The 22,837-nt window shown below is 69.9% G+C and carries 23 protein-coding genes; 11 read left to right on the forward strand and 12 right to left on the reverse strand.

Translation table 11 applies throughout. The features are described from left to right. Positions 1-117: 117 nt before the first annotated feature. Positions 118-1,374: an ArgE/DapE family deacylase gene (locus tag DJ70_RS07585; RefSeq protein WP_094531614.1), complete on the reverse strand. Its 1,257-nt coding sequence runs from the start codon at positions 1,372-1,374 to the stop codon at positions 118-120. 323 nt (positions 1,375-1,697) lie between these two features. On the opposite strand from DJ70_RS07585, the gene DJ70_RS07590 reads away from it, so the two are divergent. The 3 genes from DJ70_RS07590 (at position 1,698) to DJ70_RS07600 (ending at position 5,837) form a co-directional block, all read left to right on the forward strand. Then, positions 1,698-2,810 carry an ATP-NAD kinase family protein gene (locus DJ70_RS07590; RefSeq protein WP_094531615.1) on the forward strand — a complete coding sequence of 371 codons (1,113 nt, stop codon included), beginning with the start codon at positions 1,698-1,700 and terminating at the stop codon, positions 2,808-2,810. A gap of 562 nt (positions 2,811-3,372) precedes the next feature. After that, a complete protein-coding gene (map, locus tag DJ70_RS07595; RefSeq protein WP_094531617.1) occupies positions 3,373-4,281 on the forward strand; it encodes a type II methionyl aminopeptidase in 909 nt (302 codons plus the stop codon). A gap of 371 nt (positions 4,282-4,652) precedes the next feature. Continuing rightward, positions 4,653-5,837, forward strand: a complete 1,185-nt coding sequence (locus DJ70_RS07600) for an MFS transporter (protein ID WP_094531619.1) — start codon at positions 4,653-4,655, stop codon at positions 5,835-5,837. Positions 5,838-5,861: 24 nt separating this feature from the next. On the opposite strand, the gene DJ70_RS07605 is transcribed toward DJ70_RS07600, so the two are convergent. Then, positions 5,862-6,098 carry a hypothetical protein gene (locus DJ70_RS07605; RefSeq protein ID WP_094531621.1) on the reverse strand — a complete coding sequence of 79 codons (237 nt, stop codon included), beginning with the start codon at positions 6,096-6,098 and terminating at the stop codon, positions 5,862-5,864. A gap of 90 nt (positions 6,099-6,188) precedes the next feature. On the opposite strand from DJ70_RS07605, the gene DJ70_RS07610 reads away from it, so the two are divergent. Then, on the forward strand, positions 6,189-6,671 hold the full coding sequence (locus DJ70_RS07610; protein ID WP_094531622.1) for a cupin domain-containing protein: 483 nt from the start codon (positions 6,189-6,191) through the stop codon (positions 6,669-6,671). 82 nt (positions 6,672-6,753) lie between these two features. Here DJ70_RS07610 and DJ70_RS07615 read toward each other — a convergent pair whose 3' ends face one another. From DJ70_RS07615 to DJ70_RS07635, 5 genes are all read right to left on the reverse strand, one after another. Then, on the reverse strand, positions 6,754-7,356 hold the full coding sequence (locus tag DJ70_RS07615; RefSeq protein WP_094531706.1) for a CDP-alcohol phosphatidyltransferase family protein: 603 nt from the start codon (positions 7,354-7,356) through the stop codon (positions 6,754-6,756). A gap of 58 nt (positions 7,357-7,414) precedes the next feature. After that, entirely contained in the window at positions 7,415-7,996 is a 582-nt protein-coding gene (locus tag DJ70_RS07620) for an adenylate kinase family protein (RefSeq protein WP_094531625.1), read from the reverse strand. Continuing rightward, positions 7,993-9,087 carry a histidinol-phosphate transaminase gene (gene hisC / locus DJ70_RS07625; protein ID WP_094531627.1) on the reverse strand — a complete coding sequence of 365 codons (1,095 nt, stop codon included), beginning with the start codon at positions 9,085-9,087 and terminating at the stop codon, positions 7,993-7,995. Before hisC ends, DJ70_RS07620 begins: the two co-directional genes overlap by 4 nt. A gap of 233 nt (positions 9,088-9,320) precedes the next feature. Next, a complete protein-coding gene (locus DJ70_RS07630; protein ID WP_094531629.1) occupies positions 9,321-10,064 on the reverse strand; it encodes a fumarylacetoacetate hydrolase family protein in 744 nt (247 codons plus the stop codon). Between the two features lie 89 nt (positions 10,065-10,153). Next, positions 10,154-11,269, reverse strand: coding sequence for a zinc ribbon domain-containing protein (locus tag DJ70_RS07635; RefSeq protein ID WP_094531708.1), 1,116 nt, complete (start codon positions 11,267-11,269; stop codon positions 10,154-10,156). 209 nt (positions 11,270-11,478) lie between these two features. On the opposite strand from DJ70_RS07635, the gene DJ70_RS07640 reads away from it, so the two are divergent. Both DJ70_RS07640 and DJ70_RS07645 read left to right on the forward strand, forming a co-directional pair. Next, positions 11,479-12,198: a metal-dependent hydrolase gene (locus DJ70_RS07640; RefSeq protein WP_094531631.1), complete on the forward strand. Its 720-nt coding sequence runs from the start codon at positions 11,479-11,481 to the stop codon at positions 12,196-12,198. A gap of 119 nt (positions 12,199-12,317) precedes the next feature. Then, positions 12,318-12,716: an OsmC family protein gene (locus DJ70_RS07645; protein WP_094531633.1), complete on the forward strand. Its 399-nt coding sequence runs from the start codon at positions 12,318-12,320 to the stop codon at positions 12,714-12,716. Between the two features lie 58 nt (positions 12,717-12,774). Here the strand turns inward: DJ70_RS07645 and DJ70_RS07650 are convergent, their stop codons facing one another. The 3 genes from DJ70_RS07650 to DJ70_RS07660 all read right to left on the reverse strand — a co-directional run bounded on the left by DJ70_RS07650 (position 12,775) and on the right by DJ70_RS07660 (position 14,804). Next, the gene (locus DJ70_RS07650) at positions 12,775-12,972 is read right to left on the reverse strand and encodes a hypothetical protein (protein WP_094531635.1); all 198 of its coding nucleotides are present in this window, start codon (positions 12,970-12,972) and stop codon (positions 12,775-12,777) included. Positions 12,973-13,170: 198 nt separating this feature from the next. Further along, positions 13,171-14,037: a hypothetical protein gene (locus DJ70_RS07655; RefSeq protein ID WP_094531637.1), complete on the reverse strand. Its 867-nt coding sequence runs from the start codon at positions 14,035-14,037 to the stop codon at positions 13,171-13,173. Between the two features lie 233 nt (positions 14,038-14,270). Then, positions 14,271-14,804 carry a DUF7344 domain-containing protein gene (locus DJ70_RS07660; RefSeq protein ID WP_094531639.1) on the reverse strand — a complete coding sequence of 178 codons (534 nt, stop codon included), beginning with the start codon at positions 14,802-14,804 and terminating at the stop codon, positions 14,271-14,273. Positions 14,805-15,309: 505 nt separating this feature from the next. Here DJ70_RS07660 and DJ70_RS07665 point away from each other — a divergent pair. The 4 genes from DJ70_RS07665 to DJ70_RS17330 all read left to right on the forward strand — a co-directional run bounded on the left by DJ70_RS07665 (position 15,310) and on the right by DJ70_RS17330 (position 20,466). Continuing rightward, positions 15,310-16,644 carry a SipW-dependent-type signal peptide-containing protein gene (locus tag DJ70_RS07665; protein ID WP_094531640.1) on the forward strand — a complete coding sequence of 445 codons (1,335 nt, stop codon included), beginning with the start codon at positions 15,310-15,312 and terminating at the stop codon, positions 16,642-16,644. Positions 16,645-16,803: 159 nt separating this feature from the next. Continuing rightward, a complete protein-coding gene (locus DJ70_RS07670) occupies positions 16,804-18,480 on the forward strand; it encodes a vWA domain-containing protein (protein ID WP_094531642.1) in 1,677 nt (558 codons plus the stop codon). 108 nt (positions 18,481-18,588) lie between these two features. Beyond that, complete coding sequence (locus DJ70_RS17775) at positions 18,589-20,223, forward strand: SipW-dependent-type signal peptide-containing protein (RefSeq protein WP_245810759.1); 1,635 nt, start codon at positions 18,589-18,591, stop codon at positions 20,221-20,223. Between the two features lie 72 nt (positions 20,224-20,295). Next, the gene (locus DJ70_RS17330) at positions 20,296-20,466 is read left to right on the forward strand and encodes a hypothetical protein (protein ID WP_179233999.1); all 171 of its coding nucleotides are present in this window, start codon (positions 20,296-20,298) and stop codon (positions 20,464-20,466) included. 62 nt (positions 20,467-20,528) lie between these two features. Here the strand turns inward: DJ70_RS17330 and DJ70_RS07680 are convergent, their stop codons facing one another. Both DJ70_RS07680 and DJ70_RS07685 read right to left on the reverse strand, forming a co-directional pair. Next, positions 20,529-21,101: a DUF7344 domain-containing protein gene (locus tag DJ70_RS07680; protein WP_094531644.1), complete on the reverse strand. Its 573-nt coding sequence runs from the start codon at positions 21,099-21,101 to the stop codon at positions 20,529-20,531. Between the two features lie 10 nt (positions 21,102-21,111). Beyond that, a complete protein-coding gene (locus DJ70_RS07685; RefSeq protein ID WP_094531645.1) occupies positions 21,112-21,723 on the reverse strand; it encodes a DUF7344 domain-containing protein in 612 nt (203 codons plus the stop codon). 426 nt (positions 21,724-22,149) lie between these two features. On the opposite strand from DJ70_RS07685, the gene DJ70_RS07690 reads away from it, so the two are divergent. Further along, the gene (locus DJ70_RS07690) at positions 22,150-22,809 is read left to right on the forward strand and encodes a DUF7344 domain-containing protein (protein WP_094531647.1); all 660 of its coding nucleotides are present in this window, start codon (positions 22,150-22,152) and stop codon (positions 22,807-22,809) included. Positions 22,810-22,837: the final 28 nt, after the last annotated feature.

Below are 22,837 nucleotides of genomic sequence, written 5' to 3' on the forward strand. Positions count from 1 at the left end.
CACACGGCGGTGACGATCAGGCTGACGGCGAGCACGGCGAGCGCGGTCGCCTCGATCGGAAGCGGCTCGGGCTGAACGGCGGACAGGATCATGGTCGAAGGTTGTCCCGGTCCCGGCTTAAATGTTGATCTTCGCCTCGGATCCCAGGAACGACGAGACGGCGTCGGCGAGCACGTCCCGGCTCGTCTCGACGTCCGTCCAACGCACCGACTCGTTGGGGAAGTGGCCCCGTTCGATGTTGCCGGGGCCGAAGAGGACCGTCGGGATCCCCGCGGCCTGGTAGTGTCGCGAGTCCGCCCCGTAGGTCGCTCCGACCGGGGCCGTGTCGGCGAGGCCGTTTCGCGACATCGCGTCCCGAACCGACCGGACGATCGGCTCGTCGACGTCCACCGCCGCCGGCTCGAACTGGATCGAGAACCGCTCCACCGACGGCGGGTGGTCGGCGAGCCAGTCGCTCCCGGCCGCGGCGGCATCGATCGCCGACCGCACCGCCGACTCGACCTCGTCGACGGTCTCGCCCGGCGCGACGCCGACGCGGATCTCGGCGGTGAGCGACGCCGCGACGGAGGAGGCCCACGTGCCGGCCTCGACGGTGCCGATCGATATCGGCCACGGGTTGTCGTACGCCCCGTACCGCGGATGGTCGACCCGGTCGGCGCGGGTCGATTCGAGCTCGCGGAGCGCGGTGCGGATCCGCTCGAAGTGGGGCAGCACGGACTCGCCGTTCCATCGCGTCGCCGCGTGTGCGGACGTCCCCTCGAGACCCAGCCGGAGCATCACGGACCCCTCGACCGCGGTCACCGGCTTCAGCTCCGTCGGCTCCGCGACGATCGCGGCGTCACGGTCGAACGGATAGGGATTGGAGAGCGCGGCGGCGGCCGCGCCGATCCCGCCCTCCTCCTCGCCGGCGACGCTCTCGACGACGACGCGCCCGTCGAGATCGGACGGATCGCGGTCGGCGAGCGCCTTCGCGGCGAACACGCAGGCCGCGAGCCCCGACTTCATGTCGACCGCGCCGCGCGCGACGAGTCGGTCGCCGTCCCACGCGGGCGAGAACGGGTCCGTCTCCCACGCCCCCTCCTCGACCGGGACGACGTCGACGTGGCCGTTGAGGACCACGGTCGGCCCCGCCTCGGGGTCGCCGAACTCGACGACGCCCGCCACGGAGGGGCGACCCGCCACGTCGATCGCGTCCGGGTCCGACGGGAACGAGGGGTGCTCCGCGAGCGCGTCGGCGTCCGCGGTCCAGCGGTACGTCTCGAAGCCGAAGGCGTCGAGCCGATCCGCGAGCCACTCCTGGGCGGGTCCCTCGTTCCCCGGCGTCGTCCGGTACGACAGCAACTCCTCGGCGAAGCGTCGGAACGCGCCGCTCATCGATCCCTCGCCGGCCGGCCGATCGCCGACGGTCGCGGCTCGGTTCCCGGTCGCGTCGGTGACGGGAGGGCGTGCTCCGGATCGACCAGGTCACCGCCGCGTCCGACGTGGACGGACTGAGTCCTCATACGCTTCGACCCGAGTGAACCGTTCGTCATAAATCTATCTCATAAAACGTCTTTAGATGATAGAGAGGCGTAGGGATCTTTTCTGAGGTCGATCCTGTTTCGTTTCGTCGACGGATCGTTGTATGACGCCGCGTGATCGGTCGCGCCGGCGATCCGTCAGAGATCCGTTAAGTGGTCGCCGCCGCAAGGTCGGGTATGCACGTCGGCGTCGTGATGAACCCGATCGCCGGGATGGGCGGTCGCGTGGGACTGAAAGGGACCGACGGGAAGGTCGAGGAGGCGCGCGCGAGGGGTGCGAAGCCGCGCGCGCCCGACCGGGCGAGGCGAGCGATGGAACGGCTCGCCGCGGTCGCCCCGGAGACGACGGTCTCGACGGTCGCGGACCCGATGGGCGAGCGGATCGTCCGGGACGCGGGGTTCGAGCCGGCCCGCGTCGTCGACCCGTTCGAGGGGGACGGCGCCCGCGGGGACGACGGCAAGGGCGGCGCCGCCCCCGAGACGACCGCCGATCACACCCGTCGCGCCGTGGGCGCGTTCCTGGACGACGGGGTCGACCTCGTGTTGTTCGTCGGCGGCGACGGCACCGCGACGGACGTGGCGGCGGCCCTGGAGGGGAGCGAGGTGCCGATGCTCGGCGTGCCCGCGGGCGTGAAGGTGTACTCCTCGGTGTTCGCGGTCTCGCCGGAGGACGCCGCGGAGGTCGCGGCGACGTTCTCGCGGACCGAGCGCCGCGAGGTGATGGACATCGACGAGGACGCCTATCGCGAGGGCGAAGTTCACCCCGAACTGCGCGGGGTCGCACACGTCCCGGTCGCCGAGGACCTCCAGTCGTCGAAACAGACCGCGAGCGGGACCGTCGAGTCGCTCGCGGAGGGAGTCGCCGAGGACGTCCGGGCGCGCGAGGGCGACGGGGTCACCTTCGTCCTCGGCCCCGGCTCGACGGTGGGCGCGATCAAGGCCGAACTCGGCTTCTCGCCCTCCCCGATCGGCGTCGACGTCTGGCGCGACGGCGAGGTGGTCGCGCGCGACGCGACGGAGTCGGAGATCCTCGACGCGCTCGGCGAGGAGAACGTCGTCGTCGTCTCGCCGATCGGCGGGCAGGGGTTCGTCTTCGGCCGAGGGAACCCGCAGCTCTCGCCCGCGGTGATCCGCGAGTGCGACGTGACGATCGTCGCGTCCCGCGCGAAGCTCGACGACGTCCGGGCCCTCCGGGTGGACACGGACGACCCCGACCTCGACGCCGAGCTGGCGGGATGGGTGCGCGTCCGCGTCGGGAAGTTCGAGACGCGGATGATGAAGATCGTGTGAGGCGTCCCGTCGCCCCCTCGCACACGGGCGCGGACGGGACGGGGGACGTGGGATCGCTCAGTGTAGCCGAAGGAGTGAGCGATCGATTGCGGTGGCGCGCCTCCGAGTGCCCCGGAGGGCACGAACCGCCCGCGAGGGACGCGGTGAGCACTCGGAGAGTGCGAGCCGCGAGGCTGGGGAGGCGTGAGGTGCGGGGCTGTGCGGAGTGGGGTGGGACTCAAAGGGGCAGTCGCGAGGGCAAAGACGCGCGACGCAAGCACCGCAGGGAGCGAGTGAAACGAGCGACCGAGGAGCACAGCGAGCGCATCGAGTCCTGGCGACTGGGGCTTTGGAGATGTTCACCACGCCAGCAACGATCGCCTTCTACTCACCCCGATCACACACGAAACACCCGTTCTATAAGCACCGTCGAGTGACCAGACGTTTCGGACCGAAACGCGTCGGGAGAACGGGGTTCGACGGGTCGGACGGGAGACGAACGCCGACACCTCAACCGATGGAGGCTCTCGCCGATCGGACCGCTCCCGCAACCTCTTTGCGATCCCTCGACGAACCCGAACCCATGAGTCACGGACCCCTCGACGACGACGCGGTCGAGAGCTATCGGGAGGCCGGCGCGGTGCTGGCCGAGGCGATGAACGAGGCCCGGTCGATGGTCGAGCCGGGGCGAACGCAGCTCGAGGTCGCCGAGTGGGTGGAGGACTTCGTCCGTGAGGAGGGCGCGGGACTGGCGTTCCCCGTCAACCTCAGCGTCGATCCCGAGGCCTCACACGCGACCCCGTCCCGCGACGACGAGACGGAGTTCGGCGAGGAGATGGTGTGTCTCGACGTCGGCGTCCACGTCGACGGCTACATCGCCGACGCCGCGGTCACCGTCGACCACACCGGTACCCTCGAGCTCGTCGAGGCCGCGGAGATGGCGCTGGAGGCCGCGATCGACGAGGCCGGGCCGGGCGTCGAGGTCGGCGTGGTCGGGAAGGCGATCGAGGACGTGATCCGCGGGTACGGCTACACCCCGGTTCTCAACCTCTCCGGGCACGGCGTCGAGCGGTACGACGCACACACCGGCCCGAGCGTTCCGAACCGCGGCGTCGACCGCTCCGTCGAGCTGGAGCCGGGGCAGGCGGTCGCCATCGAGCCGTTCGCGACCGACGGCCGCGGCAAGGTCGGCGAGGGGACCGACGAGGAGATCTTCGAGCTCGAACGCGAGAAGAGCGTCCGGGACCGCAGGGCGCGACAGGCGCTCGAGGAGATCGCGGAGTTCGACGGGCTCCCCTTCGCCGCCCGCTGGCTCTCCGACGACCGCGCCGGGATGGCGCTGCGCCGGCTCAAACAGGCGAACGTGATCAAGGGCTACCCCGTGTTGAAGGAGGCGGACGACGCGCTCGTGAGCCAGGCCGAACACACGCTGCTGATCACCGAGGACGGCGTCGAGGTGACCACCGCGGGCATCCACGACTTCGACGGGTAGATCGCGTCTTTGGCGGGGAGATCGGGGGGTCGACGGGTGGCCGGCGTCCGGATCTCTCCCCGGTCGCGGGACCGCTCCATCCACCGGACCGTCACACTCACCGGACCGTCACGCTCACCGTACCGCCACACTCACCGGACCGCCCCGCACCTCACGCCTCCCCAGCCTCGTTGCTCGCGCTCCCGCGCTCGCAACTCCCTCGCGATCCGTCTCGCGCCCTGACGGGCGCTCGCGGGATCGCGCCCCCGCCAGGGAAGTTCTCGCTGGGGGAAGCCCCGTCGGAACGCCGTGGCAGGCCCCTGGAGGAGGCCGGTCCCGGCGACCGCCGCCGAGATCGGAACCCGCTTTGATGCGGGTCCGGTAGGGCGGCCGTGAACTGGCGGTACGCACACACGGCGCTCGGGCTCTGTACCCTCGCGTTCACCGCGACGATGGTCGCCCGGCTGGCCATCAGTCCGCTCGTTCCCGAGATCACCGCGGCCTTCGAGGTCACGAACGCGACCGTCGGGCTCGCGCTCTCGGGCATGTGGGTGGCGTACGCGCTCGCGCAGTTCCCCTCGGGGATCCTCGGCGACCGCTACGGCGAGCGGACCGTGATCCTCGTCGCCGTCGGATCGACCGCGGTCGCCTCGCTGCTCATCGCCGCCTCGCCGTCCATCCTCGCGTTCATGCTGTTCACCGTCGTCCTCGGCGCGGGTGCCGGCCTCCACTACTCGGTCGCGACCACCTTCCTGACCCGGCAGTTCGACGACATCGGGCGGGCGATCGGCGTCCACGTCGCCGGCGGCCCGATCGCCGGGCTCGCCGCCCCGCCCGCGGCCGCGCTCGTCGGGGCCCGCTACGGCTGGCGCACGGGCGTCCTGCTCGGCGTCGCCGTCGCCGTCCCCGTGTTCGCGCTGTTCGCGTGGCGGATCCGGCCGACGGAGCCGCGCCGACCCGACCAGCCCATGCGCGAGCGGTTCGCGGTCGGCCCGCTCGCGGAGCTGCTCTCCCGGCCGTCGATCCTCTACACGACCGGGTTGGCGACGCTCGGCGCGTTCACCTGGCAGGCCACCGCCTCCTTCCTGCCGACGTTCCTCGAGGTCGGCGGCGGGCTCTCGGGCGCGCTGTCGGCGCTGCTGTTCTCGCTGTACTTCCTCGTCCACGGCGGCACCCAGCCGGCGACCGGCTCGCTCTCCGACCGGATCGGCCGGGACGAGACCGTGATCCTCACGATGGCGTCCGGGGTCGCCGGGTACGCGCTCCTCGTCGTCGCGACCCGCGACGGGGCGGGGCTCGCGCCGATACTGTTCGGCGTCCTCTTCGTCGGGCTGGCGATGTCGTGGGGCGCGCCGCTCCAGTCGCGGTTCATGGACCTCCTCTCGGACGCGGAACGCGGGGCGGGGTTCGGCCTCGTGCGCACCGTCTACATGGTGGTCGGGGCGTCCGGGAGCGTCGTGGTCGGGACCGTCTCCGACCTCGCCGGGTGGGCCGTCGCGTTCGGTTTGCTCGCCGCGGTGATGGCGCTCGGGCTCGTCACGCTGCTGGCGAACCGGCTGCTCGGGCTTGGGTACTGAACGGAAAACGGCGGAGCGGGGCGGCTACAGGCGATCGTCCTCGAGGCTGCCCGGATCCTGGGCGGTGTCGAACATGTTGTTCTCCGCGCCGTCGAGCATCTCGTCGCGGGGATCGTCGTCGACGACGCTGACGTTGTACGCCTCGATCCCGGAGGCGATCAGTTCCTCTGCGGCCTGTTCCTCGGTGACGAACTCGGAGTCCGCGAGCTGCTGGAACTCCGCGTACACGTCGTCCGAGAGGTTCAGTTCGAAGGTCGGCATGACTCACCGTTTCGGGCGGACGCTTTTAAACTCGATGGCCGGGCTCGGATCCGCACAAGTGGTAAGCCGGTGAGGGCCGATCCCCCGCTCATGAGCGACGCGAGAAAGGTCGCCGTCGAGGCGTTGCCGGACGCGCCGAACCCCACCCGTCACAAGAAGGAGGTCGACGAGGCCCTCGGGACGACCGCGTTCGGATTCAACTACTACGTCGCCGACCCCGGCCAGCGGCTCCCGTGGGCGACCCACCGACACCCGGACCACGAGGAGCTGTTCTACGTCCTCGAGGGAGCACTCGAGGTCGAACTGGCCGACGGCGTCCTCCCCGTGACGGCCGGCGAGGCGGTCCTCGTTCCGCCGGAGACGACGAACCTGGCGCGCGCCGTCGGGGAGACGCCCGCTCGCGTGGTCGCCGTCGGCGCGCCGAAGGACAGCGACGGCGCGGTCATCGAGGAGGAGTGTCCCGCCTGCGGCGCGGAAAGCGATCGGAGCTACGCGGTCGACGGCGACGACTACGTGCTCTCGTGTGCGGCCTGCGGGGCGACGGTCGAACGGCTCACGCCCGGCCCGGAGTAGGTTCGCGAGCTCGCGCGGTGGGGGCGGCGGAAGCGGCCCCGGTCACGGGAGACGGCCGCGTGCCAGGGGAGACGGCCGCCGGTCACAGGTCCCGCCACGCGCCGAAGAATCGTTGGAGGGCGGTCAGGTGGCCGACGGCGGCGAAGAGGGCGAGGAGCAGGGCGACCGCGTCGAGTCCGGCGACGATCGGGTCTGGGTAGACCGCGGCGACGACGCCGACGATCCCCATCAGCGCGAGCCGGTCCGCGCGTCCGAGCAGCCCCCCGTACTCGCGGCCGATCCCGACCGCCTGGATCTGGGTGCCGAGGTACGACGTCATCAACACGCCGGTCACCGCGAGGAATCCGAGCGCGTACGCGTCGATCCCGGCGGTGAAGCCCGCGATGACGGCGATGTCGGCGTAGCGGTCGAGGACGTGGTCCAGCAGGTCGCCCCCGTCCGAGGCGACCGCCTGCTCGCGGGCGAGCGCGCCGTCGACGAGGTCGAGCCAGCCGTTGAGCGACACGAGGAGCGACCCGAGGACGTAGAACGCGGGGTCGGCGACCGCGAACGCGCCGGCCGCGAGGAGGGCCGCGCCGAACGCGAGCACGCTCACCTGGTCGGGGGAGAGCCCGAGCCTGTCGGCGGCGCGCACCCACGGGCCGAGCAGGCGGTCCGCGACCGACCGAAACCGGTCCAGCGTCACGCGGATCTCCCCTCCGAGGACGGGCACATGGTTCGACCGTCCGCAACGCCCGCCCGGCTCATAAGTAGTCGGTGAAGTCGACGGTTCCGGCGCTCGGCTCGACCGCCCCCTCGATCGCGTCGCGGACCGCATCGGCGACGGCCTCGGGCTCCAGATCCGTCGTGTCCACCTCGTAGACGTTCGCCATGCCGTGTGCCGCGACGGCCTCCGAGAGGACCACGTCGAGCGCCTCCGACTCGGCGTTCTCCGCCGCGGTCGCGGCCGACTCGCCGCGCTCGCGGAGCCGACTCTCGACGGTCTCCGGATGACACCGCAGGACGACGACCCGGTCGACGTCGAAGTGATGCGCCAAGTGCGAGTCGAGCACCCCGCTCCACTCGCCGAGGTGGTCGGCCACCGCGTCGAGGTCGGCGACGAGGGTGTCGCGCTCGTCGTCGCGCTCGGTCCAGAGGTCGTCGTTCCCTTTGATCCGGTCGTTGAGGTGGATCACGTCGTACTCGTCGGCGAGGCGGTCCGTCGCGGTGGACTTTCCGGTTCCCGGCGTGCCGGTGACGGCGACGCGGTCGGGGCGGTCGCCGCCCCCCGCGTTCGCGACGCGGTCCGGACGGTGGGCCGTCGCGTCCCCGTCCGTTCCCGTCACGCTTCCGCCTCGAGTTCGAGGTCCGCCAGCACGTCGTTGAGGCGGTCGACCGCCTCCCGCGTCTCCTCGCGGGTGCCGGTGGAGATCCGGACACAGCCGGGGAGGCCGAAGGAGGTACAGTCCCGGATGATGACGCCGCGCTTCCTGGCGGCCTCGGCGACGGCGCTCCCGTCGCCGACCCGCGCGAGCACGAAGTTCCCCGCCGAATCGAACGTCTCGGCGGCGAGCTCCTCGCCGACGTACTCGCGGGCCCACCGCGCGGTCTCGACCGACTCCGCGACGTGGTCCGGGTCGTCGAGCGCGGCCAGCGCGGCCCGACACGCCAGCTCGCTCGCCGCGAACGGGGTGTTGACGCGGGCGTACGCCTCCCCCCACGCCTCGGGCACGACGCTGTAGCCGATCCGGAGGCCGGCGAGCCCGTACGCCTTCGAGAACGTCCGGAGGACGGCGACGTCGTCGCGGTCGCTCACGAGCGGGATCGCGCTGTCGACGGCCGCGAACTCGCCGTAGGCCTCGTCGACGACGACGAGGGTCTCCTCGGCGGTCGCGTCCGCGATCGTCTCGATCTCCTCGAGGGGGATCACGGATCCCGACGGGTTGTGCGGCGAGGTGAGGTAGACGATCCGCTCGCCGCCGTAGGCGCTCAGGACGTTCTCGGCGGTCTGCGTGAACCCGTCGTCGATCGAGAGCGGGTACGTCTCGACGTCCGCGTGGTGGTACCGGGCGGACATCGCGTAGTAGGCGAAGCCGGGATCGGGCACCAACACCCGGTCGTCGGGCTCGAGGGCTGCCCGCGAGAGGTAATCGATCGAGCCGTCGGCTCCCGGCGAGACCCACACCTGCTCCGTGGACACGCCCCACTCCTCGGCGATCCGGTCGGTGAGGTCCGCGTGTGAGGACTTCGGGTAGGCGTTCACGCGATCCGCGTGTTCGCGGATCGCCTCGACGGCCGCCGGGCTCGGGCCGTGGGGGTTCTCGTTCGAGGAGAGCGTGATCAGCTCCGAGCGGTCGATCCCGAGCTCGCGGGCGACCTCCTCGACGCCTCGACCGGGGACGTACGGGGAGTGATCCGAGAGATCCCGTGGTTGCATGCCCGTGGGTCGGCGGCGGCCGGCCTTAAGCGTGATCGAACGCGGCGGGGAGGCGCGGACGCCCCGGCACGCCGGATTCATCGGAAACGCGGTGTGCGATCGGTCCGCACTCCGGAAAGTTCGCGACGGCGTGTGGCGGCGTTCGACGGCGTGTGGCGGCGTTCGACGGCGTGTGGCGGCGTTCGACGGCGTGTGGCGGCGTTCGACGGCGTGTGGCGGGTGCGATCCCGACCTCAGGGGATCCGCACGTCGTGTTCGAGCGTCCCGACGCCCTCGACGGTCACCTCGACGGTGTCCCCGTCGGAGAGCGGGCCGACGCCCTCGGGAGTCCCGGTGGCGATCACGTCGCCCTCCTCCAAGGTCAGGTACGTCGTGATCTCCTCGATCAGCGTCGGCACGTCGAAGATCAGCTGGCCGAGGTTGGCGTTCTGTTTCCGCTCGCCGTTCACGCGGAGCTCGATGCTCGCCTCGTCGGGCACCTCGTCGGGCGTCGCGACGACGGGGCCGAGCGGGGCGGCGTTGTCGAACGCCTTCCCGCGGACCCAGTTCTGCTCGCGGTTCTGGTCGTCCCGGTTCGAGACGTCGTTCATACAGGTGAACCCCTCGACGACGTCCATCGCGTCCTCGGCCGCGACGTCCTTACACGACTCGCCGATCACGACGACGAACTCCGCCTCCCAGTCGATCCGGTCTTTCCCCTCGGGGGCGGTGACGGTGTCGCCGTGACCCGCGAGCGCGTTGGGTCCCTTCAAGAAGAGCAGCGGTCGGTCCGGCACGTCGTTGCCGAACTCGGCGGCGTGCTCGGCGTAGTTGCGGCCGATACAGACGATCTTCGTGGGGTCGACCGGCGGCAGCACGTCGATGTCGGGGTCGTCGAAGTCGTACACGTCGTCGCCGAACGCGACCGTCTCGGTCTCAGGGTCGTAGGGTCCTTTCCGAACCGATCCGGCCGGGTCGCGGAACCGTGCGTAGTGCATGTCCCCGAATTGATCGTGATGGTTAAAGTCCCCGTGAATGGGTCCGTTGTTGCCGGCGGAATTCGACGCGCTCGCGGAGCCGGGTCGCGTCAGCGCTCCCGCGGGTCCGCCGCCGACTCCATCGCCGTCGACCGCGTCTCCGACTCCTTCGGCTCCCCCGACTCCGAGTCCTCCGACCCCGATCCGCCCGGCTCCGACCTCGCAGCCGTCGCCTTGGCGGTCGGCGGGTCGCCGATCGTGCCCCCGAACAGGTCCGCGCGGGCGCAGTCGACGCAGTAGTGGTTGTATCGCTCGTCGTGGGTCACGAGGGGGACGCCCGCGACGACCGTCTCGTCGCGCCGCCGCCGCACCAGCCCGCGGTCGAACGCCTCCCCGCAGACGACGCAGGACTCCTCGACCCGCTCCGTCGGCCGGACCACGCGGTGGTCGACGGTGCGGCGGCGACCGAACTCCGCGAGGCCGTGCCTGCGACCCAGCCGTCGACGGACCGGCGGGGCCGCCCCGGCACCGAGCAGGGCGAAGCCGACCCCGATCAGCGCGAACCCCGGCGATCCGCCGATCGCCGCGACCGTCGCGATCCAGCCGCCGATCAGCAACAGCAGCCCGGCGAGCAGATACGTGGAGACGGTCTCGAGCGTCCCCTCGCGGTCGGCGTTCGACGGAGGGCGGGGAGTCGTCGGATCGCCCCGGACGAGCCGGAGACGCTCGGCCAGCTCGGAGTAGTGCCACCAGGCGTACAGGACGTTCCCGATCCCGCCGGTGATCAGAAACAGGAGGACGTGGACGCCTACAGAGCCGATCCCCCTGTCGACGAGGACGACGCGGTCGCCGTCGTCCCGTTCGATCTCCCAGCCGGCGTCGAGGTGCTCTTGGACCCGCCGGCGGAAGGCGCGCTGGCTCTCGTCCGGGGGCGAGCCCGGAGACGCGGATCGGCCCGAACGGGAGCCGGACGACTCCGAACCGGTCCCTCGGCGGGACGTTGACGCGGTCGAGGTCGCCGTCCGCGCTCTCGGTCGCGTCGCACCGCAGTTCGAACAGAACCGGTCGTCGTCGGCGAATCGTTCCTCGCAGTCGGGACAGCGGGCGGGGAGGGAGGCGTCGATGTCGACGCCGCAGTCGGGACAGAAGCTCGCTCCGGCGGGCACCGACTCGCCACACGCCGGACACGCGGCGGACACGCCGCTGGCGCTGGGCTCGGAGGGCATCCGCTCGACGTTCACGCTCCCGTCCGTTATCGCTTTCGTCGGGTGAACGCGGCGTCGGCGGATCCGGGGCGACGTCGGCGGATCCGGGGCGCCGGATCGCGTTGGATCCGCCGGATCCGCTGGGTCCGCCGATCCGCCGACCGGATCGCGGATCCGCCTTCCGAGGCGTCGATGTTTATTACCCTTCGTCGAGACGTACCGACCGGATCATGGAGCTCACTTGGCACGGCCACTCGACGTGGCACGTCGTCGTCGACCAGACCGAACTACTGATCGACCCGCACTTCGACAACCCGAAGACCGACGTCGACCCCGAGGAGCTCGACCCGGACTACCTCCTCCTGACGCATGGACACACGGACCACATCTCCGATGCGGACCGGTACGAGGACGCGACGCTGGTCGCGACCCCCGAACTGGTCGGCTACGTTCAGGACACCTTCGGCCACGAGGACGCCGTCGGCGGCATGGGGATGAACATCGGCGGCACCGTCGAGTGCGGCGACGCGTGGGTGACGATGGTGCGCGCGGACCACTCGAACGGGATCGACACGGGGTACGGCACCTCCGCGGGGATGCCCACGGGCTTCGTGATCGGCGACAAGAAGCCGACCCAGGAGTCGGACCCCGACTGTACGACGTTCTACCACGCCGGCGACACCGGCCTCATGTCCGAGATGGTCGACGTGATCGCCCCGTACCTCGAGCCGGACGCCGCCGCGCTGCCCGCCGGCGACCACTTCACGATGGGCCCGGCCGGAGCCGGGATCGCGGCCGACTGGGTGGGCGCCGACGTGGTGTTCCCGATGCACTACGACACGTTCCCGCCGATCGAGATCGACACCCGAGAGTTCGTCAGCGAGGTGAAGGCGGCCGGCGCGGCCGCCGAGCCCGTGATCCTGGAGGGCGACGAGACCTACACGCTCTGACCCGAGAGTCGGCGGGTCCGGATCCGGAAGCGTAGCTCCGCGAAACGCCCCGTATCGGCCCCCGCGAAACGGCCCGTATAGGAACCTTTAGGCCCGCGGGAGCCCACCTCGGAGACGACATGTCCGACATCGAGACCACGACCGTCTGTGAGGAAGGGTACGCGTGCACGAGCCAGGTCGGCGACTTCGACCTCCGGATCGACGCGACCGACGAGACCGGCCCGAACCCGAACGCCGCGCTCGTCGCGACGTACGCCTCCTGTTTCATCCCCGCGTTCCGCGTCGGCGGCGGCCAGCGCGGCGAGGACGACCTCGGCAAGGTACAGATCGACGCGAGCGCGGAGCTCGACGACGACGACGACCTGGCGGCGATCACGTTCGACCTCCACGTCGAGGCCGACCTCGACGACGAGACCGCCGCGGAGATCGTCGATCGCGCCGAGGACATCTGCCACGTCCAGTCGGCGGTTCGAGAGGAGCTTCGAGCCGACATCGCCGTCCACGCGGACGCGTTCTGAGGCGGACCGAGGCTCGCTCTTCGACGGGCGGCCGTCCGCACCGTTTTTCAGCCCCCGATCAGTCGGTCGCCGCGTCGACCGCGTAGTCGACGACGGCGCTCGAGGCGACGTACCCGATGACGGCGATCACGACCGCGGCCGCGACCGCCGCGCGGGGATCGCGGGCGACCAGGTACGCCGCGAGGAACGCGGCCATGCCGGCCGCGTTCGCACAGAGAAGCCGCAGAACCCGATAGCTCGGCCGGGGTTTCGACATACCGGTGCGAGGGCCAGCGACGGCATAAAACGCGAGGGCCGACGAAGGGTGGAGAGTCGATCGCGTCCGACCGCGCCGATCGGTTCGGCCGCCCGCGGCGCCGGGTTCCGGGATCGGTCACCGACCACGCCCCGGCGACCGGCCGGTCGTTCACCTCGTCTCCGAACGGTCCGGTTCACCTCGTCTCCGAACGATCGGTCACGCCTCGGCGGCGCGTTCGAGCACTGCGGGATCGATGTCGGCCTCGAAGAGCCGCGCGCCGCAGGCCTCACACGTCGCGGCGAGCACGTCGTACTGCCGACAGCAGGACTCCACGACGGTCGTGTCGAGCGTCACGGCCCCGTCACAGGTCGGACACGTCTCCACGAACAGCCGGAGGTTCCCGAGCAGTTCGCTGCGCCGGGCGGTCGGGAGGGTCCGCCAGCCGTCCCATCGCTCGTCGAGCACCGCGGCGGCGGCGAGATCGACGAGGAACGCCTGTCTCGACTCCCAGCGGCCCGCGGGCTCGTCCTCGATGGTCGCGACGTAGGCGTGGCCGTGGTCCGTCAGGGCGACCGACTCGGCGTCGAGATCCAGGAACGCCGCGAGCGCGGACTCGTCCCCGTCGTCGTCGGCGAGGTCCCGCGCCTCGCGCCGCCACGCGTCGTGGAACCGCTCCTCGAGGACGAAGTCGTCGATCGTCGGGTCCTCAAGGAGGACGCCGGCCTCGAGGAGGGCGGTCGCGGGGTCGACGTGGTCAGGTGCCTCGTCGGTCGGCTCCGTCGCCGCGGTCGTCCCGCTCGCGACGCCGGCCCGCTCCGGGCCCTTGTCGAACAGCGCGAGCACCCGGTCCGGAAGGTAGCGCTTCGTCAGCGCCGGCGTGCCGGGAACGAGATAGCCGCGGACCCCGATCGTCGCGACCGCGAGGGCGAGGGCGACGACCGCCCAGACGACCGAGACGGTCGCGACCGCGGCCGCGAGCCCGGCCGCGATGACGAGGTTGACGATCGTACACGGGAGACAGCGGTTCGACCCGGTGTACCGCGGGTTCCGGAGCCAGACGGGAAGCCGAGATAACGCGTCCATGCCCCATCAGAGGCGACGACGGGACATAGGTATGACAACCCTACCGGCGCGGATCCGCCCGCGGGCGGGTCCGGCGGGCGCACGCGGGCAGTCACTCGAGGGACCGCCGCCGTCGGCGGAGTTCGGCGGAGTTCGGCGGTCGGTCCGCGGACGGTCGGTCGTGGATCGGGCCACTCCGCGGGCGGTCGGCGGATCGTCGGCCGCCGCTCCGGGCGGACGGTCGCGTCGGCGGCTCATCCGAAGAGCGCGTTGAGATACAGCCACCGGTCGGTCCACAGCTGGTAGCCGAGCGAGGCCGCGAACGCGGCCAGGAAGACGCTGACCCAGAGGACCGGATCGAGCACGGAGACGACCGGGACGCCGATCAGCGCGGCGAGGACGACGAAAAGCGAGAGCGTGCCGAGCAGGCTGTAGTACTCGCTCCAGGTGATCCCGTAGGGCGTGACGACCTCCATGTACACGTCGACGGCGCGGGCGTCCTCGGTGAGCCGGATCGTCTTCCGGTCCGACTCGTACTCGACGATCCCGCGCCTGTCGAGCTTCGGGAGGTGCGTCTGGTGGAGCGAATTGTAGACGCTGTTACGGACGTTCTTCGGCGGCGGTGACTCGCCGGTCTCGTGTTCGGCGATGGTCTCCGCGAGCTCCCGCAGGGTCGTCGTTCCGACGGTGTCCTGGAGGTGTTTGATCGTCCGACACCGACGCTCGTTGCGGAGCAGGTCGTGGATCTCCGTTTCGGGGAGCCCCCCGTATCGATCGGTTATCGCCATGTGTGGTATCCTGACCCGTGTTCTGACCGAGTCGTCGATACCCACACGAGCCCCCCACCTAAGTACGCGCGACCTACGAGAAGCCGGTTCTCGACAGGCTGAGCACGAAGATCGATAGGCGACGCATGTCGGGGTCACGCGCGGCGACGCCGTCGCGGTCGCGGTCCGGCCCTCCGACCGCCCGGCTCGCGACGGGCACCGAATCGGCCGTTAGGGGGAACGCGTCGCGAGTAGCGTGTGCGTACTCCGAAGAGTTCTTCCGAGGGAACCCGTCGCGGTCGGCGATTCGTGCCGGTCGTTCTCGAGGCTCGGATCCGGCGGGACGGGTCGGTCGAATCGGAGACTCAAGCGGCGATTTTACCCAGGGAAACGACACGTTAACGGATCGAATCCGACGTTTCAGAACTCAACGACGACGTTTCATCAGAAATGGTGTGATTGGCTAAGGGGGTGGGTATCGTGGCCGTCTACCACGCCCGGCGAACGACGTCGGGGTCGATCCACGATGTCAGACGAACGATTCGAACTGTCACGGCGGAACGCACTGATCGGGCTCGGAACCGTGGGGGCCGCCTCCGCGGGAGCCGGGCTGGGAACGAGCGCGTACTTCAGCGACGAGGAGGAGTTCACCGGGAACATGATGACGGCCGGCGAGCTCGATCTCGCCGTCGACTACGTCGTCCACGAGGAGCAGGGCTCCGCGGGGAGCTACACGGTCAACAGCTTCACGGACGAGGTGAACGGCACGGCCGCGGGCGAGGACCTGACGCTCGACGGGGACGGAACGGCGATGAGCCAGACCCTCGCCGACGTCAAGCCCGGCGACCACGGCCACTCGTACTTCTGTGTCACCATCGACGACAACCCGGCGTACGTCTGGGCGTGCGGGGAGCTGACCGGCACGAGCGAGAACGGCTATACCGAGCCGGAGCCCGAAGACGACAACGGCGAGGGCGAACTCGAGGAGGAGATCCTGGTCGACGTCACGTACTGTGAGCTGAACGACGCCGGAGAGCGGACGAGCACGGGCGAGACGATCCTCTCCGGGAGCCTCCGGGAGGTCCTCGGGACGCTCCAGGCCGGCGTGCCGCTCGACGGCACCGGCGACGGGGACGCGGCCGCGGGGGGGCAGGCTCCTTTCGCCGGAACCGGCGGCGACGACGGGGCGAACCCCTGCCTCTGTTTCGATTGGGAGCTCCCGACCACGGTTCGAAACGGGATCCAGGGCGACTCCCTCGAGTTCGACCTGTCGTTCCACGCGATCCAGTCACGCCACAACGACGGGGCACAGAACCCGTGTGCGGACGAGACGTACGCGGCGGACTACGTCAACCCCGACGGGATCGGCCAGCCGATCCCGGACGGCGTCGCCCGCGTCGACGTCTCCTACGGCGACGAGGCGGTCGCGTACCGGATCACGTTCGACGAACCCGACGGGAGCCAGTACAGCCTCGCGGACCCGAACTTCGCGAGCGCCAACTTCTCGATGCCGTTCGACCTCGACGGCGACGGCACCTACGACTACCAGGTCGCCTGGAACGCACAGGGGAACGACGCGTTCCGCTACTCCGGCGTCGAGTCCGGACCGAACTGGGAGAAGGACACCGGGACGGGCTGGTCCGCGGTTCCCTCGTCGATCGCCGCGTCCAAGTCGGGGACCCAGGCGGTCATCGTCGTCCCGCGTTCCGACCTCGCGACCGGCGGCAACGGTTACGTGTTCGGCCTCAGCGCCAGCGCGGGCGGCGAACAGCCGTACGTCGGGATCCCGGTCGGCGGACCGTACTCCGGCGCGGACAACTTCACCAGCAGCGAGAACGGCCAGAACGCGACGCTCCAGTAGCGTCGACGAGCGGGTCCGGCGGCCACGTCGTCGCCGGATCCGCGGTCGCCCACTCGGACCACGACGGCTCCGGCGATCCCGGAGGCTCGTGACGCGGCCTCGCCGCGGCGCGGCGGTTCGACTCCGCCGGTGGGTGTCCCCCTTGGGGGGTGAACGAAAATGAGCGACAACAACGGATTCGAGATATCGCGGCGGAAGGCGCTCGCCGGCCTCGGCGGCATCGGCGTCGCGAGCGCGGGAGCAGGCCTCGGCACGAGCGCCTACTTCAGCGACACGGAATCGTTCGAGAACAACTCGATCACCGCGGGTGAACTGGACCTGAAGGTCGACTGGCAGCAGTCGTACTACGGCGCGGCGGAGACGGTCGTCCCGGTCAACGCGTACCCCGACCACGACGGCGACGGGCTCCAGTCGATCGACGGCAAAGAGTACGTGCTCGACAACGAGGACGGCGAGAACGTCCCGATCGAGCTCACGTGTGAGGACCTCGAGAGCGGCGCGGACCTGCCCGACGACGTCTTCACCTCGCCGAATCGGTCGGCGGACGACGGCGGCCCGATCGAACAGCAGGACTCGCTCGTTGCGCTCGACGACGTGAAACCCGGCGACTGGGGCGAGATCACGTTCAGTCTCCACCTCTGTGACAATCCCGGCTACGTCTGGCTCACCGCCGACGACTTCTCCCAGAGCGGCGGGACGCTGACGGAGCCGGAACGGGTGTCGATGAACTCGTCGGATCCGGGCTCCGTCACGGAGAGCGACGACACGGGCGACCTCGCCGACAACACGTACGTCGAACTCTGGTACGACGACGACTGCGACAACGTCCGCGACACGGGCGGCGGCGAGACCGGAGACGAGTTCGCGGACGTCGTCATCGTCATGGACCGCTCCGGTTCGATGAGCGGATCCCTCAGCCAGGCGCAGACGGGCGCGAACCAGCTCATCTCCGCGCTCGGCCCGAACGACCAGGTGGGCCTGGTGTCGTTCTCGACGGGCGGACAGGACGGCGACGGCGGCCCGAACGACTCGACGCTCGACGCCGGGTTGACCGGCGATCACGGCGCGGTCCAGACGGCGGTCAACGGCCTGTCGAGCGGGGGCCGGACGAACATGGAGGCAGCGGTCGAGCGCGCCCACGAGGAGCTCACGACCGGGGACACGTTCTCCGAGTACGGCGAGAGCGGGAACGCCCGCTCCGGCGCGCGGAAGATCATGGTCGTCCTCGGCGACGGCTCGCCGAACGAGGGGACGGACGTGACTGACTCCGATAACACCAGTCCGGAACAGGAGGCCACCAACGCGAAGAGCGACGACATCGAGATCTTCACGATCGCCTACGGGAGCGGGAGCCCGAGCGGCATTCTCGGGGACATGGCGAGCGATCCCGCGAACTACCCCGACGTCGATCAGTTCGCGTTCAGCGCGGACGTCTCCGACGTCGTCTCCGTCTTCCAGGACATCGGCGGCGTCGTCGGCGGCGGCGAGCAGCTGATCCTCGGCGAGGGCGACGGCGAGCACGACGGTCCCGTGACGCTCGCGGAGGCCATGGCGATCATGGAGCGCAACGACGGCCGGATCCCGCTCGACGGGACCGCCGACATGGGGTACGGCGAGGGAGCGACCTCGCCCGAGCGCGACTGCTTCCCGGCGGGTGCCCAGAAGTGCATCGGCATGAAGTGGTGGGTGCCGGCCGAGGTCGGCAACGTGATCCAGGGCGACTCCGTCGAGTTCGACCTCGGCTTCTACACCGAGCAGTGCCGCCACAACGACGGCAGCGGACAGGCCATGAACGGCACCGATTCCGACGGCGGGTCGGGTAACGCGACCTCGTAGACGATCGTTGACGAAACCATCGCCCGACACGGGTGTGCGTCCGGGACCGGTCCCGGACGCGGCGGTTCGACTCCGCCGGCGGGTCTCCCCCGAAGGGGATGAGGACACATGAGCAACCACGACAACTTCGAACTCTCGCGTCGGACGGCGCTGGCGGCCCTCGGCGGCATCGGCGTCGCGAGCGCGGGAGCCGGACTCGGCACGAGCGCGTACTTCAGCGACGAGGAATCGTTCGAGGCCAACACCCTGACCGCGGGCGAGTTGGACCTGAAGGTCGACTGGCAACAGACCTACGACGGGCCCATACCGGGAACCGACGGCGAGGTCGGTGAACACCCCGTGAACGCCTACCCGGACACCGCGGTCGACGGCCAGGCGTACGGCGACGGACTCCAGGACCTCGGCGGCGTCAGATACTCCGGCGCGGGCGACGCGGATCCGGTGTTCAACGCGGCCGAGATCCCCGCCTGCTGTGACTGTGACGACGACGAGTACTACGTCACGTACGGGGGCGAGTCGTACTGTATCGAGCCGCTCAGCTCCGCGGACAGCGTGGAGGACTTCTACGAGTACAGCGACTTCGCCGCGCAGAACGAAGGGATAACGAGAGGGAACACGAGCGTGATCTTCCTCTACGAGGACACGGAGGAGGACGAACTGAGCCTCGTTGTCGTCAACGACGACACGGAAACGAACGGTGGCGGTGCGGCCTCGTACGCCATCGAGGGTGCACCGGAGATGTCGGGCTGGTTGGCAGGTAACGGCGATTGGCAGGTTCGAGACGATGGACCCGATCCGTACACGGAGTGGGAAGCCGACTGGGGCTGGAAGGATGGCTACACTGACGGGGGAGCACTCGGTCCGCTAAGCGAGGAGTTTGCGCTTCGACTCTCGGCGTCGTTCAACGGTGCCGCACAGGAGAACGACCGGAGGGGCGACAATCCCCAACCCGTCGAAGAAGTCATGATCCTAAGCGGTGGAGAGGGGCAGAACTCCGACGAGATCGTCCTCGAGAGCGGCCTCGATGAGGACACCAACAACGCGGTCGGTCCGGTCACCATCCACAGCTCCTGCGGCATCGACAGCGGCGCGGAACTCGACACGCCGGCCGTCTTCCGCAGCCAGAACTACCCCGATCAGGAACACCTCGTCGAACTCGACGACGTCAAGCCCGGCGACACGGGCGAGATCACCTTCTCGCTACACCTGTGTGACAACCCCGGCTACGTCTGGCTCGAGGCCGGCAACTTCTCGCAGGACGGCGGGACGCTGACCGAGCCGGAACGGGCGTCGATGAACGAGTCGAGTCCGGGGTCGGTCGAGGAGAGCGACGACACGGGCGACCTCGCCGACCACGTCGACGTGACCCTCTGGTACGACGGGGACTGTAGCAACACGTTCGACGAGGCCGAGACGTCGATCTTCGAGGGAACGCTCGCCGGGCTGATGGAGGACCTCGGCGTCGTGGCGGGCGCCGACGAGGAGGCCGACGGCTTCGCCGGGCTGCTCGCGCTCGACGCCGATCCGGACGGGGGAACCGACGTCGAGTGCTTCCCGGCCGGGGAGGGGTTCTGTGTCGGGTTCGAGTGGTCGGTCGATGGCGAGTCGGTCGGCAACGAGATCCAGGGCGACTCCGTCGAGTTCGACCTCGGCTTCTACACCGAACAGTGCCGCCACAACGACGGCAGCGGACCGACGTCGGACGCCGGGAACGATGCCACGAACGCGTCCGGGTCGGCCTGACCGGCCGGCCCGGAGGCCCCTCGGGGAGCCGGGGAACCTCGGAGCGGACTCGACGAGAGGGACGAACGAGCGATGAACCCGAACGACCCGTCGGACGATCCGCGCCGAACCGGGATCGGTCGCCTTCGCGTCGACGGCGGCCGGATCGGCGGCTACCGGCTCGTGACGAAACGGAACGTGCTGCGGCTTCTGGTTCTCCTGTTGGTCCTGATCCCCGTCGTCGACTACCTCTGGAACCTGTGATACGGGGTCCCGGCGCTCGAGCCGGCGCGGCGACGGGCGTCGGCGTCTCGGGCGGATCCGCGTCACTCCTCGTCGAGGTCGGCACCCAGACGGTTCCGACCCGTCTCCCGCACGCACGCCGCGGAGGAGACGAGGAACGCGAGGACGATGAGCCCCAGGAGGACGGCCACGGGCGCCGCGTCGAACGGCGGGATCGCGAGCGCCTTCGACCCGAGGAGGGCGGCCGCGACGAGCGAGAGCCCGAGGAAGTAGTAGCTCCAGGGGATCCGGCTCTCGGGGACCGGTTCGAGGTAGAACTCCACCCGACGGGCCGCGTCCGTGAGGTCGACGCGTCGCGTCTCGGGGTCGTACCGGATCACGCCGCGCTCCGCCAGCATCGGGAGGTGCGTCTGCGTCAGTCCGGAGTAGACGCGCTTGCGCTGCGTGGCGGTGAGTTCGTCGGGCGGGACGTCGTTCTCGCGGGCGGCCACGTGTTCGACGAGGTCGTCGAACGCGACCGGCCGGTCGGGGTGTGCCTTCAGATACCTGAGCACGTGTCGTCGTCGCTCGTTTCGGAGGATCTCGAAGACCGTCTCGCGGGGGACCGGCTCCTCCGCGGCCGCGGAGCGAAGCGTCCGGCGGAGGCGTGCGAGCATCGTCGATCACTCACGGGTGCTCGAGGGGCGGTTGATCGAGGACGTTTCGGCGGGCGTGATACACGTGAACGCCGGAGGAGACGAGAAACGCCGCGACGACGACGACCGCCGCGGTGGAGACGGAGACGACGCCGAAGCGCGTCCCGACGAACGCCGCCGCGAGGGAGAGCACCCCCGCGATGAGCGAGAGTCCGAGGTAGTACTCCCCCCAGGAGATCTCGTCTTCGGGGACGTAATCGAGGTAGAGTTCGACGTCGGCCATGCCGTCGGTCGGCCGGAACTCCCCGCGTCGGCTGTCGTACTCGATCACGCCGGCCTCGTCGAGCTTCGGGAGGTGCGTCTGTCGCAGCGCCGTGTACACCCGCTTCCGGTCCGCGTACTCGACGTCGACGACCGGCTTGTCGTTCTCCCAGGCGGCGATGGTCTCGACCATGTCTCCGATCTGAAGCCGGTCCGCCGACGACTCTCGGAGGTACCGGAGCACGTACCGCCGCCGCTCGTTACAGAGGACCTCGAAGATCTCGTCGCGGGTCGGCCTCTCGGATCCGGCCGTCCCCGACGACCGGACGTCGGGGGGGCTCGCCGTCTCCTCGCCGGCTTCGAGTTCGGTGTGCCCCCCCATCAGATCGGAAACTACAGAAGGGGACCACTAAAAGTTACGTCTATTTTACATTAGATCGTCTATGGATATGAAGACGGAACGCGAACCGATCGACCGAACGACGGAGCCGCGTGTTTCGGCGTATAGAACGCCCTCAGACGGTGAGGTTCGGTAACGCTCCGCCGACGGATCGTTCTCGTCGTCTCAAAAAATATAGGAAAAAAGAAATATAGGAACTGTTAATATGTGACGAGTTGTCTGACAGCGTGACGACACCGCGCGACGGATCCGCGCCCGCGCTCGGTCGGCGGGGCTCCCGGAGGGACGAACCCTCGGAGTCGGCCGCCACCGCGGAAGCGGCCGCCGTTCGCGACCGACCGGTCGCTCGACGCGACCGGACCGTTCGTGGCGGAATCGACCGTGGAACGAGGAAACGAGGGCTCCCACATGGATCAGATATCATCGGAGGGAACAGGTCGATCGAGCGGCGACTCGGCGGGATCCGGGGAGGCCGCGATCGAGGAGACGGCCGGAGCGAACGACCAACCCGTGACCGACCAGGAAACCGCGGCAAACGACGGAGGGACGGTCGACGGCGACCCGACCCAGGTTCCGACCGACGAGATGTTCGCGCTGTTGAGCAACGGCCGGCGCAGGCACGTGCTTCGGTTCCTCCAATCGAACGGCGGCGAGATCAAGCTCCGCGAGCTGGCGACGGCCATCGCCGCCGAGGAGAACGGCGTCGAGCCGGTCGAGGTGACGTACACGCAGCGGAAGCGGCTCTACACGTCGTTGTATCAGTCGCACCTGCCGCGGATGGAGCGCAGCGGCGTGATCGAGTACGACCGGAACTCGGGGCTGGTGACGCTCGCGCCGGCGGCGGGGGACTTCGACGCGTATCTGGAGGTCGTCGGGGAGAACGAGTTCACCTGGTCGGAGTTCTACCTGGGGCTGACCGTGCTCTTCGCCGCGGTCACCATCGCGTACGCCAGCGGAACGCCCCCGTTCGCCGCGCTGGGCCCGGCCGTCGTGATGGGCGCGATGACGGGCCTGCTTCTCGTCGCCTCGGCCGCGCACGTCCGGTACACGCGCGGCCGACGGCTCTGACCGACGAGCGCGTACTCCTGACCGACGA

It is taken from the genome of Halorubrum halodurans, from assembly GCF_002252985.1.
In the GTDB taxonomy this organism is placed as follows: domain Archaea; phylum Halobacteriota; class Halobacteria; order Halobacteriales; family Haloferacaceae; genus Halorubrum; species Halorubrum halodurans.